Source organism: Aeromicrobium sp. (assembly GCF_023146395.1).
Classification (GTDB): domain Bacteria; phylum Actinomycetota; class Actinomycetes; order Propionibacteriales; family Nocardioidaceae; genus Aeromicrobium.
The window spans coordinates 125,770-146,482 of record NZ_JAGLCD010000010.1 but is presented as its reverse complement, the minus strand read 5'-3'; the positions used below and the strand labels follow the sequence as shown (position 1 = coordinate 146,482).

23 protein-coding genes are annotated in these 20,713 nt (G+C 72.9%); 11 read left to right on the top strand and 12 right to left on the bottom strand.

The window, feature by feature from the left end; genetic code table 11:
- Positions 1-14: 14 nt before the first annotated feature.
- Entirely contained in the window at positions 15-449 is a 435-nt protein-coding gene (locus KAG51_RS09310; protein ID WP_290582928.1) for a hypothetical protein, read from the top strand.
- Here the strand turns inward: KAG51_RS09310 and KAG51_RS09305 are convergent.
- Genes KAG51_RS09305 through KAG51_RS09295 form a run of 3 tightly spaced genes read right to left on the bottom strand, consistent with a single transcriptional unit; the run spans position 427 to position 4,446 of the window.
- Complete coding sequence (locus tag KAG51_RS09305; RefSeq protein WP_290582926.1) at positions 427-1,863, bottom strand: carboxyl transferase domain-containing protein; 1,437 nt, start codon at positions 1,861-1,863, stop codon at positions 427-429. The two genes, KAG51_RS09310 and KAG51_RS09305, sit on opposite strands and share 23 nt — an antisense overlap.
- Complete coding sequence (locus tag KAG51_RS09300; protein ID WP_290582924.1) at positions 1,856-3,112, bottom strand: CoA transferase; 1,257 nt, start codon at positions 3,110-3,112, stop codon at positions 1,856-1,858. The genes KAG51_RS09305 and KAG51_RS09300 overlap by 8 nt, the downstream gene beginning before the upstream one ends.
- The gene (locus KAG51_RS09295) at positions 3,112-4,446 is read right to left on the bottom strand and encodes an SLC13 family permease (protein WP_290582922.1); all 1,335 of its coding nucleotides are present in this window, start codon (positions 4,444-4,446) and stop codon (positions 3,112-3,114) included. Before KAG51_RS09295 ends, KAG51_RS09300 begins: the two co-directional genes overlap by 1 nt.
- A 97-nt stretch (positions 4,447-4,543) precedes the next feature.
- Here KAG51_RS09295 and KAG51_RS09290 point away from each other — a divergent pair, with 97 nt between their 5' ends.
- The gene (locus tag KAG51_RS09290) at positions 4,544-5,257 is read left to right on the top strand and encodes an FCD domain-containing protein (RefSeq protein ID WP_290582920.1); all 714 of its coding nucleotides are present in this window, start codon (positions 4,544-4,546) and stop codon (positions 5,255-5,257) included.
- Positions 5,254-6,027: a sulfite exporter TauE/SafE family protein gene (locus tag KAG51_RS09285; RefSeq protein ID WP_290582918.1), complete on the top strand. Its 774-nt coding sequence runs from the start codon at positions 5,254-5,256 to the stop codon at positions 6,025-6,027. Before KAG51_RS09290 ends, KAG51_RS09285 begins: the two co-directional genes overlap by 4 nt.
- Before the next feature lie 159 nt (positions 6,028-6,186).
- Here KAG51_RS09285 and KAG51_RS09280 read toward each other — a convergent pair whose 3' ends face one another.
- Positions 6,187-7,419, bottom strand: coding sequence for a Fic family protein (locus KAG51_RS09280; RefSeq protein ID WP_290582916.1), 1,233 nt, complete (start codon positions 7,417-7,419; stop codon positions 6,187-6,189).
- Positions 7,416-8,150 (bottom strand): MBL fold metallo-hydrolase, encoded by a 735-nt coding sequence (locus KAG51_RS09275; RefSeq protein ID WP_290582914.1) that lies wholly within the window; start codon positions 8,148-8,150, stop codon positions 7,416-7,418. Before KAG51_RS09275 ends, KAG51_RS09280 begins: the two co-directional genes overlap by 4 nt.
- Before the next feature lie 55 nt (positions 8,151-8,205).
- On the opposite strand from KAG51_RS09275, the gene KAG51_RS09270 reads away from it, so the two are divergent.
- Positions 8,206-9,093 carry a VOC family protein gene (locus tag KAG51_RS09270; protein WP_290582912.1) on the top strand — a complete coding sequence of 296 codons (888 nt, stop codon included), beginning with the start codon at positions 8,206-8,208 and terminating at the stop codon, positions 9,091-9,093.
- Here the strand turns inward: KAG51_RS09270 and KAG51_RS09265 are convergent.
- Complete coding sequence (locus KAG51_RS09265) at positions 9,077-9,505, bottom strand: NUDIX domain-containing protein (protein WP_290582910.1); 429 nt, start codon at positions 9,503-9,505, stop codon at positions 9,077-9,079. The genes KAG51_RS09270 and KAG51_RS09265 overlap by 17 nt on opposite strands.
- 17 nt (positions 9,506-9,522) lie before the next feature.
- On the opposite strand from KAG51_RS09265, the gene purT reads away from it, so the two are divergent.
- Positions 9,523-10,716, top strand: coding sequence for a formate-dependent phosphoribosylglycinamide formyltransferase (gene purT / locus KAG51_RS09260; RefSeq protein ID WP_290582908.1), 1,194 nt, complete (start codon positions 9,523-9,525; stop codon positions 10,714-10,716).
- Here the strand turns inward: purT and KAG51_RS09255 are convergent.
- Positions 10,709-11,476: a crotonase/enoyl-CoA hydratase family protein gene (locus KAG51_RS09255; RefSeq protein WP_290582906.1), complete on the bottom strand. Its 768-nt coding sequence runs from the start codon at positions 11,474-11,476 to the stop codon at positions 10,709-10,711. The genes purT and KAG51_RS09255 overlap by 8 nt on opposite strands.
- 35 nt (positions 11,477-11,511) lie before the next feature.
- On the opposite strand from KAG51_RS09255, the gene KAG51_RS09250 reads away from it, so the two are divergent.
- The 3 genes from KAG51_RS09250 to KAG51_RS09240 are packed head-to-tail and all read left to right on the top strand — an operon-like array spanning position 11,512 to position 13,584.
- Entirely contained in the window at positions 11,512-12,231 is a 720-nt protein-coding gene (locus KAG51_RS09250; protein ID WP_290582904.1) for a histidine phosphatase family protein, read from the top strand.
- Between the two features lie 10 nt (positions 12,232-12,241).
- Positions 12,242-12,814: a DUF3090 domain-containing protein gene (locus tag KAG51_RS09245; RefSeq protein ID WP_290582902.1), complete on the top strand. Its 573-nt coding sequence runs from the start codon at positions 12,242-12,244 to the stop codon at positions 12,812-12,814.
- Entirely contained in the window at positions 12,811-13,584 is a 774-nt protein-coding gene (locus KAG51_RS09240) for an SCO1664 family protein (RefSeq protein ID WP_290582900.1), read from the top strand. Before KAG51_RS09245 ends, KAG51_RS09240 begins: the two co-directional genes overlap by 4 nt.
- On the opposite strand, the gene KAG51_RS09235 is transcribed toward KAG51_RS09240, so the two are convergent.
- Entirely contained in the window at positions 13,581-14,936 is a 1,356-nt protein-coding gene (locus KAG51_RS09235) for an MFS transporter (protein ID WP_290582898.1), read from the bottom strand. The genes KAG51_RS09240 and KAG51_RS09235 overlap by 4 nt on opposite strands.
- A gap of 105 nt (positions 14,937-15,041) precedes the next feature.
- On the opposite strand from KAG51_RS09235, the gene soxR reads away from it, so the two are divergent.
- Positions 15,042-15,512: a redox-sensitive transcriptional activator SoxR gene (gene soxR / locus KAG51_RS09230; protein WP_290582896.1), complete on the top strand. Its 471-nt coding sequence runs from the start codon at positions 15,042-15,044 to the stop codon at positions 15,510-15,512.
- On the opposite strand, the gene KAG51_RS09225 is transcribed toward soxR, so the two are convergent.
- Complete coding sequence (locus KAG51_RS09225) at positions 15,491-16,351, bottom strand: DUF817 domain-containing protein (protein ID WP_290582894.1); 861 nt, start codon at positions 16,349-16,351, stop codon at positions 15,491-15,493. The two genes, soxR and KAG51_RS09225, sit on opposite strands and share 22 nt — an antisense overlap.
- Before the next feature lie 9 nt (positions 16,352-16,360).
- Entirely contained in the window at positions 16,361-17,257 is an 897-nt protein-coding gene (locus KAG51_RS09220; protein WP_290582892.1) for a 2-hydroxyacid dehydrogenase, read from the bottom strand.
- A 50-nt stretch (positions 17,258-17,307) separates the two neighbouring features.
- Between KAG51_RS09220 and KAG51_RS09215 the strand changes: the two genes are divergently transcribed.
- Both KAG51_RS09215 and KAG51_RS09210 read left to right on the top strand, forming a co-directional pair.
- Positions 17,308-18,231 carry an AEC family transporter gene (locus tag KAG51_RS09215; protein ID WP_290582890.1) on the top strand — a complete coding sequence of 308 codons (924 nt, stop codon included), beginning with the start codon at positions 17,308-17,310 and terminating at the stop codon, positions 18,229-18,231.
- A 9-nt stretch (positions 18,232-18,240) separates the two neighbouring features.
- Positions 18,241-19,107: an alpha/beta hydrolase fold domain-containing protein gene (locus tag KAG51_RS09210; protein ID WP_290582888.1), complete on the top strand. Its 867-nt coding sequence runs from the start codon at positions 18,241-18,243 to the stop codon at positions 19,105-19,107.
- A 2-nt stretch (positions 19,108-19,109) separates the two neighbouring features.
- Here KAG51_RS09210 and KAG51_RS09205 read toward each other — a convergent pair whose 3' ends face one another.
- Both KAG51_RS09205 and KAG51_RS09200 read right to left on the bottom strand, forming a co-directional pair.
- On the bottom strand, positions 19,110-19,946 hold the full coding sequence (locus tag KAG51_RS09205) for a sulfurtransferase (RefSeq protein WP_290582886.1): 837 nt from the start codon (positions 19,944-19,946) through the stop codon (positions 19,110-19,112).
- Between the two features lie 46 nt (positions 19,947-19,992).
- On the bottom strand, positions 19,993-20,664 hold the full coding sequence (locus KAG51_RS09200) for a type 1 glutamine amidotransferase domain-containing protein (RefSeq protein ID WP_290582885.1): 672 nt from the start codon (positions 20,662-20,664) through the stop codon (positions 19,993-19,995).
- Between the last annotated feature and the right edge of the window lie 49 nt (positions 20,665-20,713).

The following is a 20,713-nucleotide window of genomic DNA, read 5'->3' as shown; positions in this document are numbered from 1 at the left end:
GGCAGACTGGGCCCGTGCTCGAGCTCGTCCTGACCGTCCTCGCGGCGGTCCTCGTCCTCGTCCTGGCCGTCGTCGCTCTCGGGGCGTGGCGGTTCCTCCGCGCCACTCGCGGGGCACGGCGTCACCTGCGCGAGCTGGGCGGTCACCGGGAGGTGGCGGTGCTGCTCGGTCGAGCCTCGGCCGGGCGCGACCAGAAGCCCGCGGTCGGCACCCTGGTGCGCACCGACGAGGTCGTCGCCTTGGTGCCGGCGACGAACGGACCCGAGGTCCAGGTGGCGCGCGAGTCCCTCACGGGCGCGTCCGTCACCTCGACGTTCCTGGGCCGCACGTTCGCCGAGCCCGCCCTCCTCCTGACGTGGGAGGAGAACGGGCTCGGGGACGCCGCCGCGATGCGCGTCGAGGACCCTCAGTCCTGGGTCACCGCGCTCACGACCGCACCGGAGTCGTGAGGCGTCTCAGCTCGTGACCGATCTCGGCGGCCATCGCCGCCGCGAGCGCGGCGGGCGTGTCGCCGTCCGGCTCCGGCAGCACGCGGTGCACCGTGCCCTGTGCGCGCAGCTCGAGCACCGAGACCCGCTGCTGCTCGGCCATCTGGGCCGCGTGGTCCACGTCGCCGTGCACGATCGCGCTGGCCCCCTCGGGCGGCAGCGGTGAGAGCCAGGCGTGCTCGGTCGCGAGCGTGACGTCGGCGGGCAGGAGCGCGAGCGCGCCTCCGCCGCACCCCTCGCCCAGCAGCACCGACACGGTCGGCACCTGCATCGTCGACATCGTCGCGATGCAGCGCGCGATCTCCCCCGCGATCGAGCCCTGCTCGGCCTCCGGGGACAGCTCGGCGCCCGGGGTGTCGATGACCGAGACGAGGGGCAGACCCAGCTCGGCCGCCAGGCGCATCCCGCGGCGCGCCTCCCGCAGGGCCGCAGGACCCATCGGTGACTCCGGGGTCTGGGTCGTCCGGTCCTGGCCGATCACGACGCAGGGGACACCGTCGACGCGCGCGAGTGCGACGAGCATCGCCCTGTCCCGCTCCCCCTCGTCGGTGCCCTGGAGCCGCAGCGTCGTGTCGCTGCCGTGACGCAGCAGGTCCCGCACCCCGGCGCGGTCCGGCCCGCGGGTGACCTCGATCGAGGCCCAGGTGTCGCGGCGGGTCGCGACCTCACCGCCACGTCGCTCCCGCGAGGGGTCGCCCACCGGATCGAGCAGGATCCCGAGCGCCTGCTCGACGACGGCAGGCAGGTCCTGCACCTTCACGACGGCGTCGATGATGCCGCGGTCGGCGAGGTTCTCGCTGACCTGCACCCCGGCCGGGAAGGGCCGTCCGTTCAAGAGCTCGTAGACCTTGGGCCCGAGGAAACCCACGAGGGCTCCGGGCTCGGCGACCGTCACGTGTCCCAGGGAGCCCCAGGACGCGAACACCCCGCCGGTCGTGGGGTGGCGCAGGTGCACGAGGTAGGGCAGGCCCGCCGCACGGTGGTCCATGATCGCCCGGCTGATGTCGACCATCCGCACGAACGCCGGGGTCCCCTCCTGCATGCGGGTGCCCCCGGACGCGGTCGAGGCGAGCAGCGGCAGACCCTCGGCCGTCGCCCGCCGGACGGCGGCCGTGAGGCGCGCGGCGGCGTCACGGCCGATCGACCCGGCCAGGAAGCCGAACTCGTTGACGACGAACGCCACGGGCCGGCCGCTGACGGTGCCACGGCCGGTGATGACCGACTCGTCGACCCCGCTGCGCTCCGTCGCCCGCTCGAGCTCGGCCCGGTACTGCTCGGGGTATCCGCTGCGGTCGATCGGCTCGTCCCACGACTCGAACGAGCCGTCGTCGAGCACCAGACCCACCAGGTCGTGGGCCGACACCTTCTCACCCATCGCGGCCCTCACGCTCTTCCGCGACCCACGCGCGGACCGCCGCACCGTGCTCGTCGAGCACCGGCGGCGCCCGGTGCCCCCGGAAGGTCGTCTCGGTGTCGCCGTCGAAGAAGCGCAACGGCGGCCCGGGGAGCTGGATGTCGCCGAGCGTCGAGTGCTCGACGTCGATCAGCAGGCCCTGGCTGCGGGTCTGGTCCCAGGCGAACACCTCGTCGATCGACCGCACCTTGCCGGCGGGAATGCCGATCTCGGCCAGGCGGGCGAGGAGCTTCTCGGCCGGCCAGTCGGCGAAGACCTGCTCGACGATCTCGATCGTCTCCTCCCGGCGGCCGACCCGCTCGGGGTTGGTGCCGAAGCCCGGCATCGCCGGGTCCAGGTCGAATCCTTCACAGAAGTCCTGCCAGAGCCCCTCGCTGCCGACCGCGATCTGCACCGCGCCATCGGCGCACCGGAACAGGCCGTAGGGCGAGATCGACGCGTGGTGGTTGCCCGCGGCGCGACCGACCGTCTCGGCGATCGTCCACCGCGTGCCCTGGAAGCCGAGGACGCCGACCGTGGCCGAGAGCAGCGACGTGCGGACGACCTGCCCCTTGCCGGTGCGCTCCCGTTCGTGCAGGGCGGCCATCAGGCCGTACGCGCCGTACATCCCGCCGAGGATGTCCGAGATCGGGGTGCCGACCTTCTGCGGGTCGTCGGCGGCCGAACCCGTGATGGACATCAGTCCGGCCTCGCCCTGCGCGATCTGGTCGTACCCCGACCGGCCGCCCTCGGGGCCGTCGTGGCCGAAGCCGGTGATCGACAGCACCACGAGGCGCGGGTTGCGCTGCATCAACGTGTCGAAGCCGAGGCCGAGCCGGTCCAGCACCCCCGTGCGGAAGTTCTCCACGAGGACGTCGGCCCGGTCGACCAGCCCGAGCAGCACCTCGCGGTCACGCTCGTCCTTGAGGTTGAGCGCGACGGACTCCTTGTTGCGGTTGGCCGACAGGAAGTACGTCGACTCACGGGCGTCCTCGTCGCCCTCGTCGGGCTGCCCCACGTGCCCGTCGCCGGCGGGCCAGCGGAACGGCGGGCCCCATCCGCGGGTGTCGTCGCCGTGGGCCGGATTCTCGATCTTGACGATCCGCGCCCCGAGGTCGCCGAGCATCATCGTCGCGTGCGGACCCGCGAGGGCCCGGGACAGATCGACGACCAGCAGGTCCGACAGGGGGCCCTGCCCGAGCCCCTGCCCGTGCAGGTCCTGCCCCGCCATCAGGCCCCCCATCCCGGGAGCACGAGCGCGGCCCAGACCAGCAGCGGTCCGGCGACCACGACGATGACGCTGTACCGGATGATCTGGCGGTAGTACGCCGGCTCGCTGATCGTGTCGGGTCGGTTGGCGAGCATCAGCGCGCCGTTGGTCGAGAAGGGGCTCACGTCGACGATGGTCGAGCTGACCGCCAGTGCCGCGACGAACATCGCCGGGTGGATGCCACCGTCGACGATCAGCGGGATCGCGATCGGGACGATGACGGGCAGCAGGGCGGTCGACGACGCGAACGCCGAGACGACGCCACCGACGTAGCAGAGCACGAGCGCCCCGATCGCGACCGCGCCGAGCCCGGCGGCCCAGCGGCCCACGAACTCCGGCGAGCCGGCCTGGGTGAGGATCGCGGCATACGTGCTGACGCCCGCGACGAGCAGGACCGTGGGCCACGCGATCTGGTTGACCGCACCCTTGTGCTGGTTGCCCGAGAGCATCGCCAGGATGACCGCCGCGGTGATCGCGACGAAGCCGATGTTCTTGTCGAACACCAGGGCCGTGAGGGCGGTGCCGACGAAGGCCAGGAGCGTCAGGACCTGCTCCAGGCGCACGCCCGAGGCCTTCTGCGTGCCCATCAGGGTGTCGGTGCCCTGGCCCCGGGTGGAGACCGGGGTGCCACCGGACGAACCGTCGGCGTGGAGGCCGCCGTCGACCTCCTCGTCGGGCTCGATGCGCTGCGCCATGAGGCGCCGGCCGCCGAGGGCGAAGAACAGGATCGTGGCCATGATCAGGTTGACGATCAGGCTCGCGAGGAAGACCGTCATCTCGCTGACCGGCAGGCCGTTCTCCTCCATGACGGAGTTCGTGATCGTGCCGTAGATGCTGATCGGGCTGAAGCCGCCGCCCTGGGCGCCGTGCACGACGAACATGCCCATCATGAGCGGGCTGATGTTGTAGCGGCCGGCGAAGCCGAGCGCGATCGGGCCGATGATGGCGCAGGCGGCGGGGCTCGCGGCACCGATCGCGGTCAGCAGCGCCGTGACCCCGAACATGACCCACGGGATCAGCGCGACGCGGCCGCCGACCGACTTGACGGCCGTCTCCACGATCAGGTCGACCGTCCCGTTGTTGCGGGCGATCGCGAACAGGTACGTGACGCCGATCAGCGTCAGGACGAGATCACCGCTGATGCCGGCGAGGATCTCCTTCTCGTCGAGGTCGAGCGCGTACATGCCGACGAGCCACGCGGCGACGTACGCCAGCGCACCCATGTTGATCGGCAGCAGCGAGCCGATGAGGAACAACGCGACCAGCGCGATGATCGCTACCCATTCCGGTCCCATGAGGGTCCTTCTTCCATCCCGTGTGACTGGCGTCACTTCCAGTGGTTCAGTGGCCTAGCCAATAGGTCAATGCGACGGTTGTCAATACGATGGCCGCATGTCACGCCTGGAATCTCCTCGCCAGCAGCTCAAGCCCGTGCAGCGTCCCCGCCTGTACGAGCAGGTCGCTGGCCAGATCACCGAGTGGATCGCCTCCAACGACATCCGCTCCGGCGACCGCCTGCCGCCCGAGCGCGAGCTCGCGACGCAGCTCGGCGTGAGCCGGGCGACGATCAGCCAGGCGCTCGTCGCCCTCGAGGTCGTCGGGGCGGTCGTGGTCCGGCACGGCGACGGGGCGATCGTGACCGACGTCGCCGGCACCCCGCGCATCGTCGAGGCGATCCGCGCCCACGCCAACCGGCTCCCGGAGATCATCGACGCCCGCGACGCCCTGGAGTCCAAGATCGCGGCGCTCGCCGCGCAGCGGCGCACCGACGAGCACCTCGCCCGGATCGACGCCGCACTCGACGCGATGGAGGCCGACGTGCTCGCCGGCGGGCGCGGCGTCGAGGGCGACGAGCTGTTCCACGCCGCCGTGACCGCGGCTGCCGCGTCGGACCTGCTCTCGAAGATGATGCAGGAGATCAGCGAGCTCGTGCTGGAGACCCGGATCGAGTCCCTGGGTCAGCCGGGTCGGCCCCGGGAGTCGCTCGCCGACCATCGCCGGATCGCCGACGCGATCCGCGCGGCAGACCCGGCCGCGGCGGCCCGGGCGATGCACGACCACGTGATGCGCGTGAGCGACGTCGCGATCCTGCACGACGACGAGTGAGCGGCCTCGAGCAGCTGCTGGTCGTGCTGGCCGGTCTCGGCGCCGGCATCGCGACCTCCTCGATCGGCGTCGCGTCCCTCGTGAGCTTCCCGGTGCTGATCGCGATCGGGGTGCCGCCCGTCGCGGCCAGCTCGTCGAACACCGTCGGCCTCGTGCCCGCCGGGGTGAGCGGCACGTTCGCGTACCGCCGCGAGCTCGCGGGGCGTCGCCGTCTCGTGGCGGCGGTCATGGTGCTGAGCGGGGCGTCCGCCGTCGCCGGGGCGCTCCTGCTGCTGCGACTGCCGTCCGACGTGTTCGAGAGCCTGGTCCCCTGGCTCATCGTGTTCGCGTGCACCCTGGTCGCGGCGCAGCCACGGGTCTCCGCCTTCCTCCGGCGGCGCGCGGCAGCCGCAGGCGGGCAGGCCCAGGCCGATCGCACCGCGATCACACCGCCACTGGCCGCCGGAACGGCGGCCTGCGGGGTGTACGGCGGCTACTTCGGGGCGGGCCAGGGCGTCATGCTGATCGCGATCCTGGCCCTGGGCCTCGATCTCCCGCTCGCCGTCATCAGCGCGCTGCGCACGATCGCCGTGTTCGCGTCCAACATCGTCGCGACCCTGATCTTCCTGTTCATCGCCCCGCTCGACTGGCACGTCATCGCGCTGCTCGCGGCTGGGTCGGTCGTCGGCGGCTGGATCGGCGCGCAGATCGGTCGCCACCTCCCGGCGCCGGCGCTCCGCGCCCTCGTCGTGGTCGCCGGCGTCGCGGTCGCCGTCACCTACTGGGCGTGACTCCCGCCGCGTCCCCGCCAGGTGGACCGAATCCGAGGGTGGACGGAATCTGAGGGATCGTGGTCGCTGACGCGACCGAGTCTGAGGGGTTGAGGGTGCCAGGGCACCCTCAACCCCTCGAACTCCGTCACTCGCGAGCCGGGTGCCCGCCGCGTACAGCTACCCGTGTTCGGCGGCGTCGGTGCGGCGGGTCACCGACTCGATGCGCACCGTCAGGTCGTGCAGCTCGTCGAGGATCGCGGGGGCCGTCCAGATCCGCTGGCCCCGACGACCCTTGGCCGTCACGACCCCGGCCGCCTGCAGCCGGTCGATGCCGTGCCGCAGCTCGGCGCCCCCGTACCCGGTCTGCTGCGACGCGAGCTCGAGCGTGACGATCGGCTCGGCCACGAGCAGCCGCAGCAGCCGGCTCTCGGGACTGCCCACCACGACGCCCCCGAGCGCCTCCTCCCACTCCCGGCCGATCTCGTGCAGGTTGGAGGCCGTGCGCCGCGACTCGTGGCTCGCGATCAAGGTGGCATTCGTGAGCATGCCGACGAGCGGACGCGCATGTCCCTGGCGGTAGGCACCCAGCGCGTCGAAGTAGCGGTCGCGATGCGCCACGAGCCCCGACGCGATCGGCACCGTGATGTTCCGCGTGGCCCGACGGCGTCGCAGGACGGCGTGGATCAGGGTGCGCCCGATGCGGCCGTTGCCGTCGACGAACGGGTGGATCGACTCGAACTGGGCGTGCACGACGGCCGCCTGGACGAGCACCGGGACGTCGTCGCGGTTGGCGTAGGCGAACAGGTCGGTGAGATAGCCCTCGACGGTCTCGGGAGGCGGCGGCACGAACAGCGCGTTGCGCGGCGAGAAGTCGCTGCCGCCGATCCAGTTCTGGACCGTGCGGGTGGTGCCCGCCTTGGCGTGCATGTCGGGATGGCGGCGGAACAGCTCACGGTGCGCGCCGAGCATCGCCGCGAGCCGCAGCTCACCCGTGCGACCGGCGTCGCCGATGACATCGGCCAGGGCGCGCGTGGCGTCGGCCATCGAGACCGCCGAGGCGTTGGCCTTGCCGCCGTGCAGCGCCTTGCCGTAGTCGCCCAGGCTGGCCTCGATGTTCTCGATCTTCGACGACGAGACCGACTCGGTCCGCAGGAGCAGCTGGTCGAGGGCGCCCAGCTTGCGCCCGTGCGTCAGGTCGAGCTGGGCCAGGCCGGCAAGCGCGGCATCCATCGTGACCTTCAGCGACCGGTCGTGCGTCATCGTCAGGTCGGCGATCGTCGGCGGGCGCCGGACCACGATCTCGCGGATCTCCCGATCGGCCTTGGGACCCTGCGGGACGGTCTGCCGCCACGGCACGACCTGGTCCACGTGCGGGGCCCAGTCCCGGGGCAGGTCGGCGGCAGACGTCACGCGATCAGTCTCGCAGCCCGCTCCGTGGCCCGGGCGAGGTCGCCGCGCCACGGAGCTCCGTGTCCGGGCACGACGAGACCGGCCTCGACCGCGCCGAGCCGCGCGAGCGAGGTCCGCGCGGCGTCGAGGTCGTGGTGGAAGAAGCCGGGCAGCAGCTGCGGCCCGCTGCCCCGCAGGAGCGGGTGCCCCGTCACGAGCGCATCGCCCGTGAGCACGACCCCCGCCGCCGGGAGCACGAAGGCCGCGCTGCCCGAGGTGTGGCCCGGCAGGTGCACCGGCACGGGGCGCCCGGGCAGGTCGAGCGGCGTGCCCGGCTCGAACGCCTCGGCGTGGACCGCCACGGGGTGCTGCGTGCCGCCGGCCCGCGTGATCGCCAGGGACCACCGCAGCACCGACGGGCGCCACGCGCGTCGGGCCACGTCGGCCGGGGTCGCGCTCTCGTGGCGCTCCCCCGTGGCGTTGGCGACCTCGTCCGGGTGCATCAGCGCCGGCGTGCCGTACCGCTCGTGCAGGTGGTTCAGGGCGCCGACGTGGTCGACGTGCGCGTGGGTCACGAGCACGGCACGGACGTCCTCGGGCCGGTGACCGATCGCCGCGATCGACGCCAGCACGGCGCCGACGTCACCGGGGTACCCGCCGTCCACCAGCGTCAGGTCCCGGCCCTCCCGCAAGAGCGCCCAGTTCACGGCGGTGCCCTCGGCCCGGAACACGTCCTTCACGACCTGGTCCATGCCGTGGGAGGCTAGCAGCGAGCCGGCACGTCGGCGATCTTGCGAGGTGAGGGACATGGCCCAGACGATCACGCCCAGCCTGTGGTTCGCCGAGGGCGCCGGCGAGGCGATCGACCACTACGTCGCGGTGTTCGACCCCGTCGTGCCCGGCGGCGCGCGCGTGACCGCCACGTCGCACTACCCGACCGAGGGGCTCAGCGACGCCCAGAAGTCGTTCGCGGGACAGGTCCTCACGGTCGATTTCGAGATCGGCGGAGTGGCCCTGACCGCGATCAACGGCGGGCCGGCGTTCCGGCCGAATCCGGCGATCTCGTTCTCGCTCGCCCTGCCGGACCGCGCGGCGGTGACCGCGGTGTGGGCCGCGCTGTCCGACGGCGGTCGTGTGCTGATGGAGCTCGGGCCGTATCCGTTCAGCGAGCTCTACGGCTGGGTCGAGGACCGGCACGGGGTCTCCTGGCAGCTCGCGCTCGCCGGGGCCGACGCTGCGCCGGGGCCCGCCGTCACGCCGTCGCTGCTGTTCACCGGCGACGCCGTGGGACGGGCGGAGGAGGCGCTGCGGCGGTACGTGGCGGTGTTCGGCGGTGCGGTCGGCACCCTCGCGCTCTACCCCGAGCCGACCGGCCCGGCCGCCGCCGGCGACCTGATGTACGGCGACGCCCAGGTCGGCGGGTCGCGGCTCGCGGCGATGGACTCCGGGGCCGTGATGGACACCCCGTTCAGCCCGGCGATCTCGTTCGTCGTGGCGTGTGACGGCCAGGAGGAGCTCGACCGCGTGTGGAGCGAGCTGTCGCGGGTGCCCGAGGCCGAACGGTGCGGCTGGTGCCAGGACGAGTTCGGCGTCAGCTGGCAGGTCGTGCCGTCGAACCTCGGCGACCTCCTGCAGCGACCGGGCGCCTACGCGGCGCTGATGGGCATGGGCAGGATCGTCATCGCCGACCTCTGACCAGCCACGGCAGGAGGTGCTCGGCCGCGAGGGGCGCGAGCGGGAGCGCACCGGGGGCGCCGGGCTCGACCCAGCGGGACTCCTCGATCTCGGCGGCGACCCGGTGCTCGGTCGAGGCCAGGTCGAGCACGAACACGTGCGCGAGCAACGCGTGGCCGGGCTCGTTGGCCGCGTCGGTCTCGAAGCTGCCGAGCGGCTCGAGCGCCGCCGGGTCGACCAGGAGGCCGATCTCCTCCTGGAGCTCGCGCACCAGCGCGTCGCGGTGCGACTCGCCCGGCTCGGGCTTGCCACCGGGGTTCATGTACGCAGCGGTGCCGCGCTTGCGCACGAGCAGGGTCCGGCCGTCCGCCGCGACGACCACGGCCGCGACGACCTCGATGACCGGAGGGGGGCTGACGGGCGGCGGGCTCACGGCACCATGATGGCCCCATGACGATCGGTACCCCGCTCAGCCCGACGGCCACCCGTGTCCTCCTCCTCGGATCCGGCGAGCTCGGCAAGGAGGTGACGATCGCGCTGCAGCGGCTCGGCGTCGAGACCATCGCGGTCGACCGGTACCCCGATGCGCCGGCGATGCAGGTCGCCCACCGCAGCCACGTGATCGACATGACCGACGTGGCCGCGGTGCACGCGGTCGTCGAGGCCGAGCGGCCCCACCTCGTGGTGCCCGAGATCGAGGCGATCGCCACCGAGGCGCTGCTCGAGATCGAGGCCTCCGGCCGCGCGACGGTGATCCCGACGGCCCGGGCGACCTCGCTGACGATGAATCGCGAGGGCATCCGCCGGCTCGCCGCCGAGGAGATCGGGCTGCCGACCTCGCCCTACCGCTTCGCCGACTCCGCCGAGGAGCTCGCCGCCGGCGCCGAGGCCGTGGGGTTCCCGTGCGTCGTGAAGCCGGTCATGTCCTCCTCGGGCAAGGGCCAGAGCGTCGTGCGCTCGGCCGCTGACGTCGCCGGCGCGTGGGCGTACGCCGCCGAGGGCGGACGGGTCGACTCCGGACGGGTCATCGTCGAGGGCTTCGTCGACTTCGACTACGAGATCACCCAGCTCACGGTGCGCGCGGTCGGTTCGTCGGGCGAGGTCGAGACGTTCTTCTGCGACCCGATCGGGCACCGCCAGGTCGACGGCGACTACGTCGAGTCGTGGCAGCCGCAGGCGATGAGCGAGGCCGCCCTCGCGGCGGCCCGCGACCAGGCCGCGCGCATCACGGGAGCCCTCGGCGGACGGGGGCTGTTCGGCGTCGAGCTGTTCGTGCGCGGGGACGACGTGATCTTCTCCGAGGTCAGCCCGCGGCCGCACGACACCGGCCTGGTCACGCTCGCGACCCAGCGGCAGAACGAGTTCGAGCTGCACGCCCGCGCGATCTTGGGTCTGCCCGTCGATCCGACGCTGCGCCGTCCCGGCGCCTCGGCCGTGGTCTACGGCGGGGTCGAGGCCCCCGGAATCGCGTTCGAGGGCGTCGCGGAGGCCCTGACGGTGCCCGAGAGCGACCTGCGGCTGTTCGGCAAGCCCGAGAGCTTCCTTCGCCGCCGCATGGGGGTCGCCGTCGCCGGCGCGGACACGACCGACGAGGCGCGAGCGCGGGCCACCGAGGCCGCCTCGAAGGTCCGCCCCGTCAGCTGAACGAGCCGTGCCGGCCCTCGCCGCCGGCGAACCGGGCCGCCCCCTCGGTGGCTTCCCGCAGCGACACGAGCCCGTGCTCCCACTCGCGGTCGATCGCGTCCGGCAGGTCGAGACCGTCCTGCTCGTAGGTCGAGAGCCGGTCGCGACGCAGGCAGGTCTGCGGGAACGCCGCAAGCTCTCCGGCGAGCTCGACCGCGGCCTCCAGCACCCCGCCCGCAGGACTGATCCGGTTGGCCAGGCCGATCGACGCGGCCTCCTCGGCCTCGACCGCCCGCCCGGTCAGGACCAGGTCGAGCGCGCGGGACTGGCCGATCAGCCGCGGCAGCCGCACCGTGCCCCCGTCGATCAGGGGCACGCCCCAGCGCCGGCAGTAGACGCCGAACACCGCAGCGGGGTCGACGACCCGCAGGTCGCACCACAGCGCGAGCTCGAGGCCGCCGGCGACGGCGTGTCCGTCGACCGCGGCCACGACTGGCTTGCCGAGCAGCAGGCGCGTGGGGCCCATGGGGCCAGGCACCTCGTCGCCTCCCGGCGGCTCGACGTGCATCCGCCCCGCGCTCACGGCGTCGAGGTCGGCCCCCGCGCAGAACGTGCCGCCGGCGCCGGCCAGGACCGCGACGCTCGCGGTGCCGTCGGCGTCGAACGCGCGAAACGCCGCGTGCAGCGCGTGCGCGTGCTCGGTGTCGACCGCGTTGCGGACCTCGGGTCGGTTGATCGTGACGACCGTGACCGGCCCCCGGCGTTCGACGTCGATGCTCATGGCAGCACCTTTCCAGAGGGACCTAGGCTCGCACCATGGCCACCGTGATCCTCGTCCGCCACGGCCGGACGACCGCCAACGCGACCGGCGTGCTCGCCGGTCGCACCCCGGGCGTCCTGCTCGACGAGACCGGTGAGGAGCAGGCCGCCGCGACGGGCGAGCGCCTCGCGGTCGTGCCGCTCGCGGCCCTCGTGTCGAGCCCGCTCGACCGCTGCCGCCAGACGATCGAGGAGATCCGCCGCCGCCAGGTCGCGCCGCCGGAGGTCACGGTCGACGAGGCCATCTCGGAGTGCGACTACGGCGACTGGCAGGGACGGCCGCTCGCGGAGCTCGCGGGCGAGGAGCTCTGGACGACGGTGCAGCGGCACCCGTCCGCCGCGCACTTCCCTGGCGGGGAGTCGATCCACCACATGCAGTCGCGCTCGGTCGCCGCGATCCGGGCGCACGACGCCGCGATCGAGGCCGAGCACGGGGCGGGCGCCGTCTGGGTGGCCGTGAGCCACGGCGACATCATCAAGGCCGTCGTCGCCGACGCCTACGGCATGCACCTGGACCTGTTCCAGCGGGTCCAGGCCGATCCGGCATCGGTCACGATCATCCGGTACGGGCGCTCGCGACCCCAGGTCGTCAGCGTCAACACCCACGCCGGCGACCTCGCGTGGCTCGCCCCGACGCCAGGCGCCGACGCTCCGGACGAGGACGCCGCAGTGGGCGGAGGAGCCGGGCCCGCGGCGTCGCCAGGGGGACGCTCCTAGCATGGGACGCATGTCCCCCACCGTGCACGCCTTCGACTGGCCGGACCGCTTCGTGGTCGGCACCCTCGGCGAACCCGGGCAGCGCACCTTCTTCCTGCAGGTCAGGACAGGACCCGAGATCCTGAGCGTCTCGCTCGAGAAGCAGCAGGCGGCCGCCCTCGCCGACCGCATCGACGAGGTGCTCGACACCCTGATGGCCGAGGAGGGCAACCCGTTCAGCGTGCCGAGCGGCACCCCGGCCGAGCTCGACGACGTCGACCCCCTCGACGAGCCTGTCCTCGACCTCTTCCGTGCGGGCACCATGAGTCTCGGCTGGGACCCGGCGACCTCGCAGATCGTGATCGAGGCGTTCGCGATCGCCGAGATCGCGCTCGACGACATCGTCCCGGAGTTCGACGAGACCATCGTCGAGATCGAGCTCGAGCCGGACGAGATGCTGCGCGTCAAGATCCCGGTCGGCAGCGCGCGGGCCTTCGCCAAGCGGGCGCGCGACATCGTCGGCGCGGGCCGGCCGGTGTGCTCGCTGTGCGGGGAGCCCATGGAGGACGACCACGTCTGTGAGCTGCCCGACGGGTTCCAGTGAGCCCGGACCTCGCCCGCGACGAGCTGGTGCTCATGGCGCAGATCCGCACCGCGTCGAACGTGACGCTGGCAGGCCGGATCGGCGCGGGCGAGGACGCGGTCGACGTCGTGTACAAGCCCGTCGCGGGCGAGCAGCCTCTGTGGGACTTCCCGGACGGCACCTTGGCCGGGCGTGAGGTCGCCGCCTACCTGGTGTCGGAGGTCATGGGGTGGGACCTCGTGCCGCGCACGTGGTTGCGCGACGGCCCGCTCGGTCCCGGGATGGTGCAGCTCTGGCGGGAGCCGGACGCGACGCAGGAGGCCGTCACGATCGTGCCGGCCGGGAAGGTGCCCGACGGCTGGCACCACGTCTTCGACGGCCTCGACGCGCAGGAGCGCGTGGTCTCCCTCGTGCACGAGGAGTCCACGGCCCTGCGTCGCATGGCGGTGTTCGACGTCGTGGCCAACAACGCCGACCGCAAGGGCGGCCACGTGCTGGAGATGCCCGACGGACACCGGCACGGCATCGACCATGGCCTGACCTTCCACGCCGAGCCGAAGCTGCGCACCGTGCTGTGGGGCTGGCTCGGCGACCCTCTCACCGACGAGGAGCTCGCGGGGGTCGACCGGGTCCGGGAGGCCCTGGTCGGCGACCTCGGAGCGGCCCTGGCCGAGCACGTGAGTGCGGAGGAGATCGAGGCGCTCGCCGAGCGGTGCGACCGTCTGCACGCGGCGGCGAGCTTCCCGGCCCCGAGCGGCTCCATGCCCGCCGTGCCCTGGCCACCGTTCTAGGTGGTCCGGATCCGGGCCGCGGTCAACGACGCCAGCAGGGCGACACCGACCGCGAGTCCCACGAGCAGCACCGCGCCGGCGACCGGCGCGGACCCGACGAAGCCGGCGAAGACGACGCTGCCGACCGCCAGCACGGTGCTCGTGACGAGGTAGTCGTTGAGCTGCAGCGCCGATGAGCTGACGCCATAGCTGCCACCCGCGGCAGCGTCGAGGACGAGCACCGAGATCGTCGAGAACGTCATGCCGATGCCCAGCCCCGCGACGCCCCAGGCCAGGACCGGGAGCACGAGCGGAACCGCGGGCACGCCGGCGAGCGTCGACCCGGCGATGCCCGCGGCGACCAGGACCGCTCCGAGGCGGACCCGGAGGACCTGGTCGCCGAGTCGGCTCCACCGTGCGGCCAGGACCGCGCCCAGGCACCACGTCACGGCGCCGGACGTCAGCACCGCTCCGACCGCGACGAGCGGCAGGTCGCGCCCCAGCACGAGCAGCAGCGGCAGGTTGACCTCGGCGAGGGTGAAGGACGCCCCCACCGCGCCACGGGTGCCGAGCATGCTGGGCACCCCGCGGGCGCCGCTCCAGGCACCGCGCGGCAGCAGCCGCAGGCCAGCAGCGAGGACCAGCACGAGGCCAGCCGCGACCAGGAGCGGCCAGCCGCTGAATCCGCGCTGTCCGCCGGCGCTCACCGCGAGGACGCCGGCCGCGGCGAGCGCGGCCAGCAGGACCCGCCGCCGCGCGGGCGACACGGGGTCGCTCGCGTCGTGCTGCACCCCCGCCGATCGCACGAGCCACCAGGCGGCGACCGCGAGGACCGGCACGCCGAGGAACACCCACCGCCATCCCACGGCTGCCGCGACCGCGGCCGCGATGCTCGGACCGACGACGGCCGGCAGGACCCAGGCGCTCGTGAGGATCGCGAAGACCCGCGGGCGCAGCTCGCGCGGATAGGCCTCGGCGATCACGACGTAGAGCGCGACACCGAGCGCGCCCCCGCCCGCGCCGTGCAGCAGGCGCCCGAGCAGGAACACCGGCATCGACGGCGCCAGCCCGGCGACCAGGACGCCCGCGCAGAACACGACGAGTCCCCCGTTCAGCACCGGGACGGGGCCGTGCCGGTCGGCCGCGGGACCGGCCACGACCAGCGCCAGGATCGAGGTCGCGAGCGGCGCCGCGAACGCCACGGCGTACAGCGACAGCCCGTCGAGGTCGCGCACGACCTCGGGCATCACGGTCGCCACGGCCAGGGCCTCGAAGGCGAACAGGAACGCGAGCGAGAAGACGCCGAGCGTGACGCCCGCGTGCTGGCGGTCCCACGGGGAGCTCGCCCCCACGCGAGCCTCGGTGGCGGTCACTGGGGTGCACCGACGACGAGCACGAGGACGTCGGGAGGGCCGAGCCGGTGATGTCTGATCGCTCGCATGGACCGATCGAACAACCTCAACTAAAGTTGAGGTCAAATGACGTCGACACGCCACCTGCTGACCCCAGGCGAGGTCGCGACCCGTTCGGGCGTGGCGATCTCCGCCCTGCACTTCTACGAGCGCAACGGACTCATCGAGAGCGAGCGCACGGCCGGCAACCAGCGCCGGTACCGCCGCGACGTCCTGCGCCGCATCGGCTTCATCCGGGTGTCGCAGCGCGTCGGCATCCCGCTCGCCGACATCGCCGCCTCGCTCGCGACCCTGCCCGAGGGCCGCACGCCGACCAAGCAGGACTGGGCCCGGCTCTCGCGCACGTGGCGCACCGAGCTCGATGCCCGCATCAGCCGGCTCGAGTCGCTGCGCGACGACCTCGACGGCTGCATCGGGTGCGGCTGCCTGTCGCTGCGCTCGTGCACGCTCTACAACCCCGACGACGTCCTGGCCGGGCGTGGCACCGGAGCGATCCGTCTCGACCGCGGTCAGGCCTACGGCGGTCGCGGGCGGTAGACGAACGTCACGAGCACGACCGAGACGATCATGAGCAGGAACCACGACACGAACTTCGTGAGCGGCACCAGCTCCCAGCCGTCGAGCTGGCTCGGGTAGAACCACGCACCGGCCGCCGTGGCGACGTTCTCGGCGATCCAGATGAAGAACGCCACGAGCCCGAACGCCACGACGACCGGCATCCGCAGCACGTGGCGGTGCACCCGGAAGTGCATCGTGCACCGCCCCCACAGCACGACGACCGCGGCGAGCAGCACGTAGCGCGCGTCGACCACGTAGTGGTGCGTGAAGAAGTTGACGTAGATCCCGAGCGCGACCAGCGTCGTCGCCCAGAGCCGCGGGTACCGGTCGAAGCGCAGGTCGAACAGGCGCATGACGCGCACGAGGTAGGAGCCGACCGCGGCGTACATGAAGCCGCTGTAGAGCGGGACCGATCCGAGGTGCAGCACCCCGCCCGGCTCGTAGCTCCACGACCCGACGGAGGTCTTGAACAGCTCCATCCCGGTGCCCGCGACGTGGAACAGCACGACGACCCAGAGCTCGCGGCCGGTCTCGAGGCGGCCCAGCACCATGAAGACCTGGATCGCGACGGCCAGAAGCACCAGCAGGTCGTTGCGGTGGAGCGCCGCGTCCTCGGGCCAGGTCAACGCCGTGACGACGAGCACGAGCAGCAGCAGGGCCCCGAACACGCAGGCCCAGGCCTGCTTGACCCCGAAGACGAGCAGCTCGACGCCGTACCCCCGCCACCCGGTCGTCGGGGCGCCCTCGAGCCGCGAGCGCGCCCAGCGCAGCAGGCGTCGCTCCAGGGAGGTCGCGTCGCCTCCCGTCCCCTCGAGCACCGGCTCAGACTACGAGAGCGGCGTCACGAGCACGCCGCGCTCGAGGAACGACGCGACGTTCGCGAGCACCAGGTCGGCCATGTCCCGCCGGGTCTCACGGGTGGCCGAGCCGACGTGCGGAGCGAGCACGACCGAGTCGAGCGCCTGCAGCTCCGGCGGTACGTGCGGCTCGTCGGCGAACACGTCGAGACCGGCGCCGGCGATCGTGCCGGAGGTCAGCGCCGCCACCAGGGCAGGCTCGTCGACCAGGCTGCCACGGCCGATGTTGATCAGGTGTCCGTCCGCGCCGAGCGCCTCGAGCTCGGGAGCGCCCACGAGCGGCGCGCCGCCGCCGGGCGCGGCCAGCACGAGGACGTCGGCCCAGTCCGCCAGCTCGGTGACCGAGGGGAACCACGGGTACGCGACCTCGGCCTCGCGCCGGTTGTGGTACCCGATCTCGCACCGGAACGCGGTCAGACGCTCGGCGATCGCCCGGCCGATCCGGCCGAGGCCGACGACGCCGACCTTGCGGCCCGTCACGTGACCTGTCAGGGGGTACGTGCCCTGTGTGATCCACGCGCCGTCTCGCACGTAGCGGTCCGCCGCACTGATCCGGCGCACCGCGTCGATCAGCAGCCCCACGGCGAGATCGGCGACCGCGTCGGTCAGGACGTCCGGGGTCGTGCTGACCACGATGCCGCGCGCCTCGACGGCGTCGAGGTCGATCGAGTCGTAGCCCACCCCGAAGCTGACGATGGCCCGCAGGTCGGGCAGTGCGGCGATCTGCTCGGCCGAGAGCCCGTCGCGCGAGGTCGTGACCGCGACCGTGATCCCCGGCCCCGGCTGCGTGACCGCACCGTGGCGGCGCTCGAGCTCGGCGACCAGATCGGACTGCAGCGGGGCGGCGATCAGCACGGGCGAGGTCATGACGCGACGCTAGCAATCGCGGCCGCAACCCATGCGCGATGATGGGGCGAGTGACGGGTGTGGTCGAGGGGTTCGCGACGATCATCGCCGTCATCACCCTCGGATGGGGCCTGGCCCGGATCGGCCTGTTCGACCTCGCGGCGCAGCAGATGCTGTCGAAGCTCGCGTTCTACGTCGCGAGCCCGGCGCTCCTGGTCACGGTGCTGTCCGAGGCCGACGTCACGACGGTGCTCTCGGCCAACCTGATCGCCACGGTGGCCGCGGTCCTGGTCGTCGTGACGGTCTACGTGCTGCTGGCCCGCTTCGCGTTCCGGCAGGACCTCGCCGACACGGTCGTCGGCGCGCTGTCCGCGTCGTACGTCAACGCCGGGAACCTCGGCCTGCCCATCGCGGCCTACGTCCTCGGTGACGCGGCCCTCGTGGCCCCGGCGCTCCTGCTCCAGATGCTCGTGCTCCAACCCCTCGCCCTGACGATCCTCGACTCGGCCGTCGCCGAGCGGCGTCTGTCGCCCTGGCAGATCGCGTCCCGCCCGTTGCGCAACCCGCTGACCGTCGGCTCGATCGTCGGCGTCCTGCTGTCGGTCACCTCGACCCCGCTGCCCCGGGTCGTCCACGACCCGCTCGAGCTGGTCGGCGGCATGGCCGTGCCGGGCATGCTGATCGCCTACGGGATCTCCCTGCGACTCGGCCCGCGGCCCGGCACCGGGGGGCGGCCGCGGCTCCTGTGGACCATCGTGACGCTCAAGATGGTCGTCCAACCCCTCGTGGCTTTCGCCGTCGCCCGCTACGCCCTCGACCTGGACGGCGCCGAGCTGCTCGCGGTCACCGTGATCGCGGCCCTGCCGACGGCGCAGAACATCTTCGTCATCGCCAGCCGGTACGAGCGGTCCACTGTGCTGGCGCGCGACGCGATCTTCGCCTCGACGATCCTGTCGGTCCCCGCCGTCGCGATCGTGGCCGCTCTCCTCGCCTAGCCTTACGGCATGTCACTGAGCATGTCCCTCGTCCGCGCCGTCCTCGCGCGGCGGCCCAAGACCCTGACCTCGGTGGAGTCGGCCCAGAAGCGCGTCGCCGAGCGCGAGGGTCCGGCCGAGGTGTCGCGACGTCTGCGCAGCACGTGCGACGTCACGACCGAGACCGTCGGCGGGTTCCCCGTCATCACGCTGACCCCGCGGACGCAGGGTTCCGGCACCGAGCTCGTCTACCTGCACGGGGGCGCCTACGTGGGCGCGATCATCCCCGCACACTGGGCGTTCCTCGGCAAGGTCGTCGCGCGCACCGGCGCGACCGTCACGGTGCCCCTGTACGGCCTGGCGCCGGAGCACACGGTCGACGACGCGTTCGCCTTCGTGCCGCCCGTGCTCGAGGCGGTGCGGCAGCGCGCTGCAGGGCGACCGGTCTACCTCGGCGGCGACTCCGCCGGCGGCGGCCTCTCGGTGAGCCTGGCCCTGCACGGCCAGCAGGTCGACGGGCTCGTGCTGATCGCGCCGTGGCTCGACCCGTCAGCGTCCAATCCCGTCGCCCCGGGCCTGGTCGAGGTCGATCCGATGCTCGACATCCCCGGTGCCGCCTGGGCCGGTCGACAGTGGGCCGGCCCGCGGGAGGTCACCGACCCCCGGGTGAGCCCGATCTTCGCCGACCCGGCCGGGCTCCCCCGCACGCTCGTCCTGCAGGGCGGGCACGACGTGCTGCTGGCCGACACCCTGAAGTTCTGCGAACGGGCCCTCGACGCGGGTGTCGACCTGAGCTTCCGCGTCGAGCCGAGCGGGTTCCACGTCTACCCCGCGGCGACGTTCACGCCCGAGGCCCGGCGCGCGGTACGCCTCATCGCGGAGTTCATGCGGGGCTGAGCTCAGCCCCGCTCGAGCGGTCGCGACGCGTCAGACGTCCACGCCGTCATGGAGCCGTCGTAGATCGCGACGTCGCCACGACCGAGGCCCTGCAGCGCGAAGGCGACGGCGGTGGCCGCGATGCCGCCCCCGCAGTACGTCACCGGCGAGACGGTCGGATCGAGAGCACCGACGGAATCGAAGAGCGGTCGCAGCTCGTCGGCGCCGCGCAGCCGCCCCTGCTCGTCGACGAGCTCGTCGAAGGGGACGTTGACGCTGCCCGGGATGCGGGCCTCGGCGAAGGACCCCCGGGCGAGCGAGTTGATCAGCAGCACCGACGGGTCCTGGGTCGCGGCCTCGACGTCGGCAGTCGAGACCGCACGCTGGGCCCGGCGGTGCGGGGTGAAGGTCGTGGCGGGGTACACGGCTCCCCCGGTGGCGACCGGGTGCCCGGCGTCCTGCCACGCCCGGAGCCCGCCGTCGAGCACCACGACGTCGTCGTGCCCCTCCAGACCGAGCTGCCACCACAGGCGGGTCGCCCAGATGCCGTTGACGTGGTCGTAGACCACGACCGTGTGCTCGTTGCCGATGCCGAGCCCGCCCATGACCTCGGCGAAGTGCTCCGACCTCGCCGCCGCGAACGGCGCTTCACCGTCGTGCTCGGTCAGGTCGAGGAGCTGGTCGGCGAACGTCGCGCCGGGCACGTGCGCCGCCTGGTAGGTCTCACGGCCGGACTCGGTGTGAGCCCCGTCCTCGTCGAACCGCAGGTGCACGGTCGCGTCGACGATGCGGATCGAGGGGTCGCCCAGGTGCTCGCTCAGCCACGAGGGATCGACGAGGCGGGGGTGGGAGGACGTCATGTGTCCGAGCCTAAGGACCCCGTGCGAGGACGCAGCCACGGACCTCCTAGTGCAGGACCTCCAGCACCTCGCGGGCCACTCCGGCGGCCGACTGCGGGTTCTGGCCCGTGACCAGGCGCCCGTCGACCACGACGTTCTCGGTGAAGTTCGGGCCGGTCTCGACGGTGGCACCGAGCTCGGTCAGCCTGGTCTCGAGCAGGAACGGCACCGCGTCGGTCAGACCCGCGGCCTCCTCCTCGGCATTCGTGAAGGCGGCGACCTTCTTGCCCGCGACGATCGGTCGACCGCTGCCCAGGGTGATGCCCACGAGCGCGGCGGGTCCGTGGCACACGGCGGCGACGACGCCGTCGTTCTCGTAGATCGTGCGGGCGACGGCCGCCACGCTCGGATCGGTCGGGAAGTCCCACATCGTGCCGTGCCCGCCCACGAAGTAGACGGTGTCGTAGTCGGTCGCGCTGACCTCCGAGAGCCGCTTGGTGCCGGCGAGCTGCCGCGCGACCGCGTCGTCCTGGAGGAACTCGACCTGCACGGGGTCGTCCTCGTCGCGCCCGTCCTCCGGCGGGACGCCGCCGGCGATCGAGACGATGTCGACCGTCCATCCGGCGTCGCTGAACACCTTCCACGGATGCGCCGCCTCACCGACGAAGTAGCCGGTCTTGCGGACGCCTCCCAGGTCGTCGTGGCTGGTCAGGACGAGCAGGGCGTGGCGAGAGGTCATGCCTCCACGCTAACCACGCCACCTGAGCGCGCCACTCGTCCGCGCCCGC

Bases quoted from the DNA above. Each gene is read 5' to 3' on its own strand.
- KAG51_RS09305 (WP_290582926.1), bottom strand. From the start codon at position 1,863: ATGGGTGAGAAGGTGTCGGCCCACGACCTGGTGGGTCTGGTGCTCGAC.
- KAG51_RS09250 (WP_290582904.1), top strand. From the start codon at position 11,512: ATGGCCACCGTGATCCTCGTCCGCCACGGCCGGACGACCGCCAACGCG.
- KAG51_RS09245 (WP_290582902.1), top strand. From the start codon at position 12,242: ATGTCCCCCACCGTGCACGCCTTCGACTGGCCGGACCGCTTCGTGGTC.
- soxR (WP_290582896.1), top strand. From the start codon at position 15,042: ATGACGTCGACACGCCACCTGCTGACCCCAGGCGAGGTCGCGACCCGT.
- KAG51_RS09290 (WP_290582920.1), top strand. From the start codon at position 4,544: ATGTCACGCCTGGAATCTCCTCGCCAGCAGCTCAAGCCCGTGCAGCGT.
- KAG51_RS09300 (WP_290582924.1), bottom strand. From the start codon at position 3,112: ATGGCGGGGCAGGACCTGCACGGGCAGGGGCTCGGGCAGGGCCCCCTG.
- KAG51_RS09205 (WP_290582886.1), bottom strand. From the start codon at position 19,946: ATGACGTCCTCCCACCCCCGCCTCGTCGATCCCTCGTGGCTGAGCGAG.
- KAG51_RS09255 (WP_290582906.1), bottom strand. From the start codon at position 11,476: ATGAGCATCGACGTCGAACGCCGGGGGCCGGTCACGGTCGTCACGATC.
- KAG51_RS09220 (WP_290582892.1), bottom strand. From the start codon at position 17,257: ATGACCTCGCCCGTGCTGATCGCCGCCCCGCTGCAGTCCGATCTGGTC.
- KAG51_RS09295 (WP_290582922.1), bottom strand. From the start codon at position 4,446: ATGGGACCGGAATGGGTAGCGATCATCGCGCTGGTCGCGTTGTTCCTC.
- purT (WP_290582908.1), top strand. From the start codon at position 9,523: ATGACGATCGGTACCCCGCTCAGCCCGACGGCCACCCGTGTCCTCCTC.
- KAG51_RS09210 (WP_290582888.1), top strand. From the start codon at position 18,241: ATGTCACTGAGCATGTCCCTCGTCCGCGCCGTCCTCGCGCGGCGGCCC.
- KAG51_RS09275 (WP_290582914.1), bottom strand. From the start codon at position 8,150: ATGGACCAGGTCGTGAAGGACGTGTTCCGGGCCGAGGGCACCGCCGTG.
- KAG51_RS09200 (WP_290582885.1), bottom strand. From the start codon at position 20,664: ATGACCTCTCGCCACGCCCTGCTCGTCCTGACCAGCCACGACGACCTG.
- KAG51_RS09270 (WP_290582912.1), top strand. From the start codon at position 8,206: ATGGCCCAGACGATCACGCCCAGCCTGTGGTTCGCCGAGGGCGCCGGC.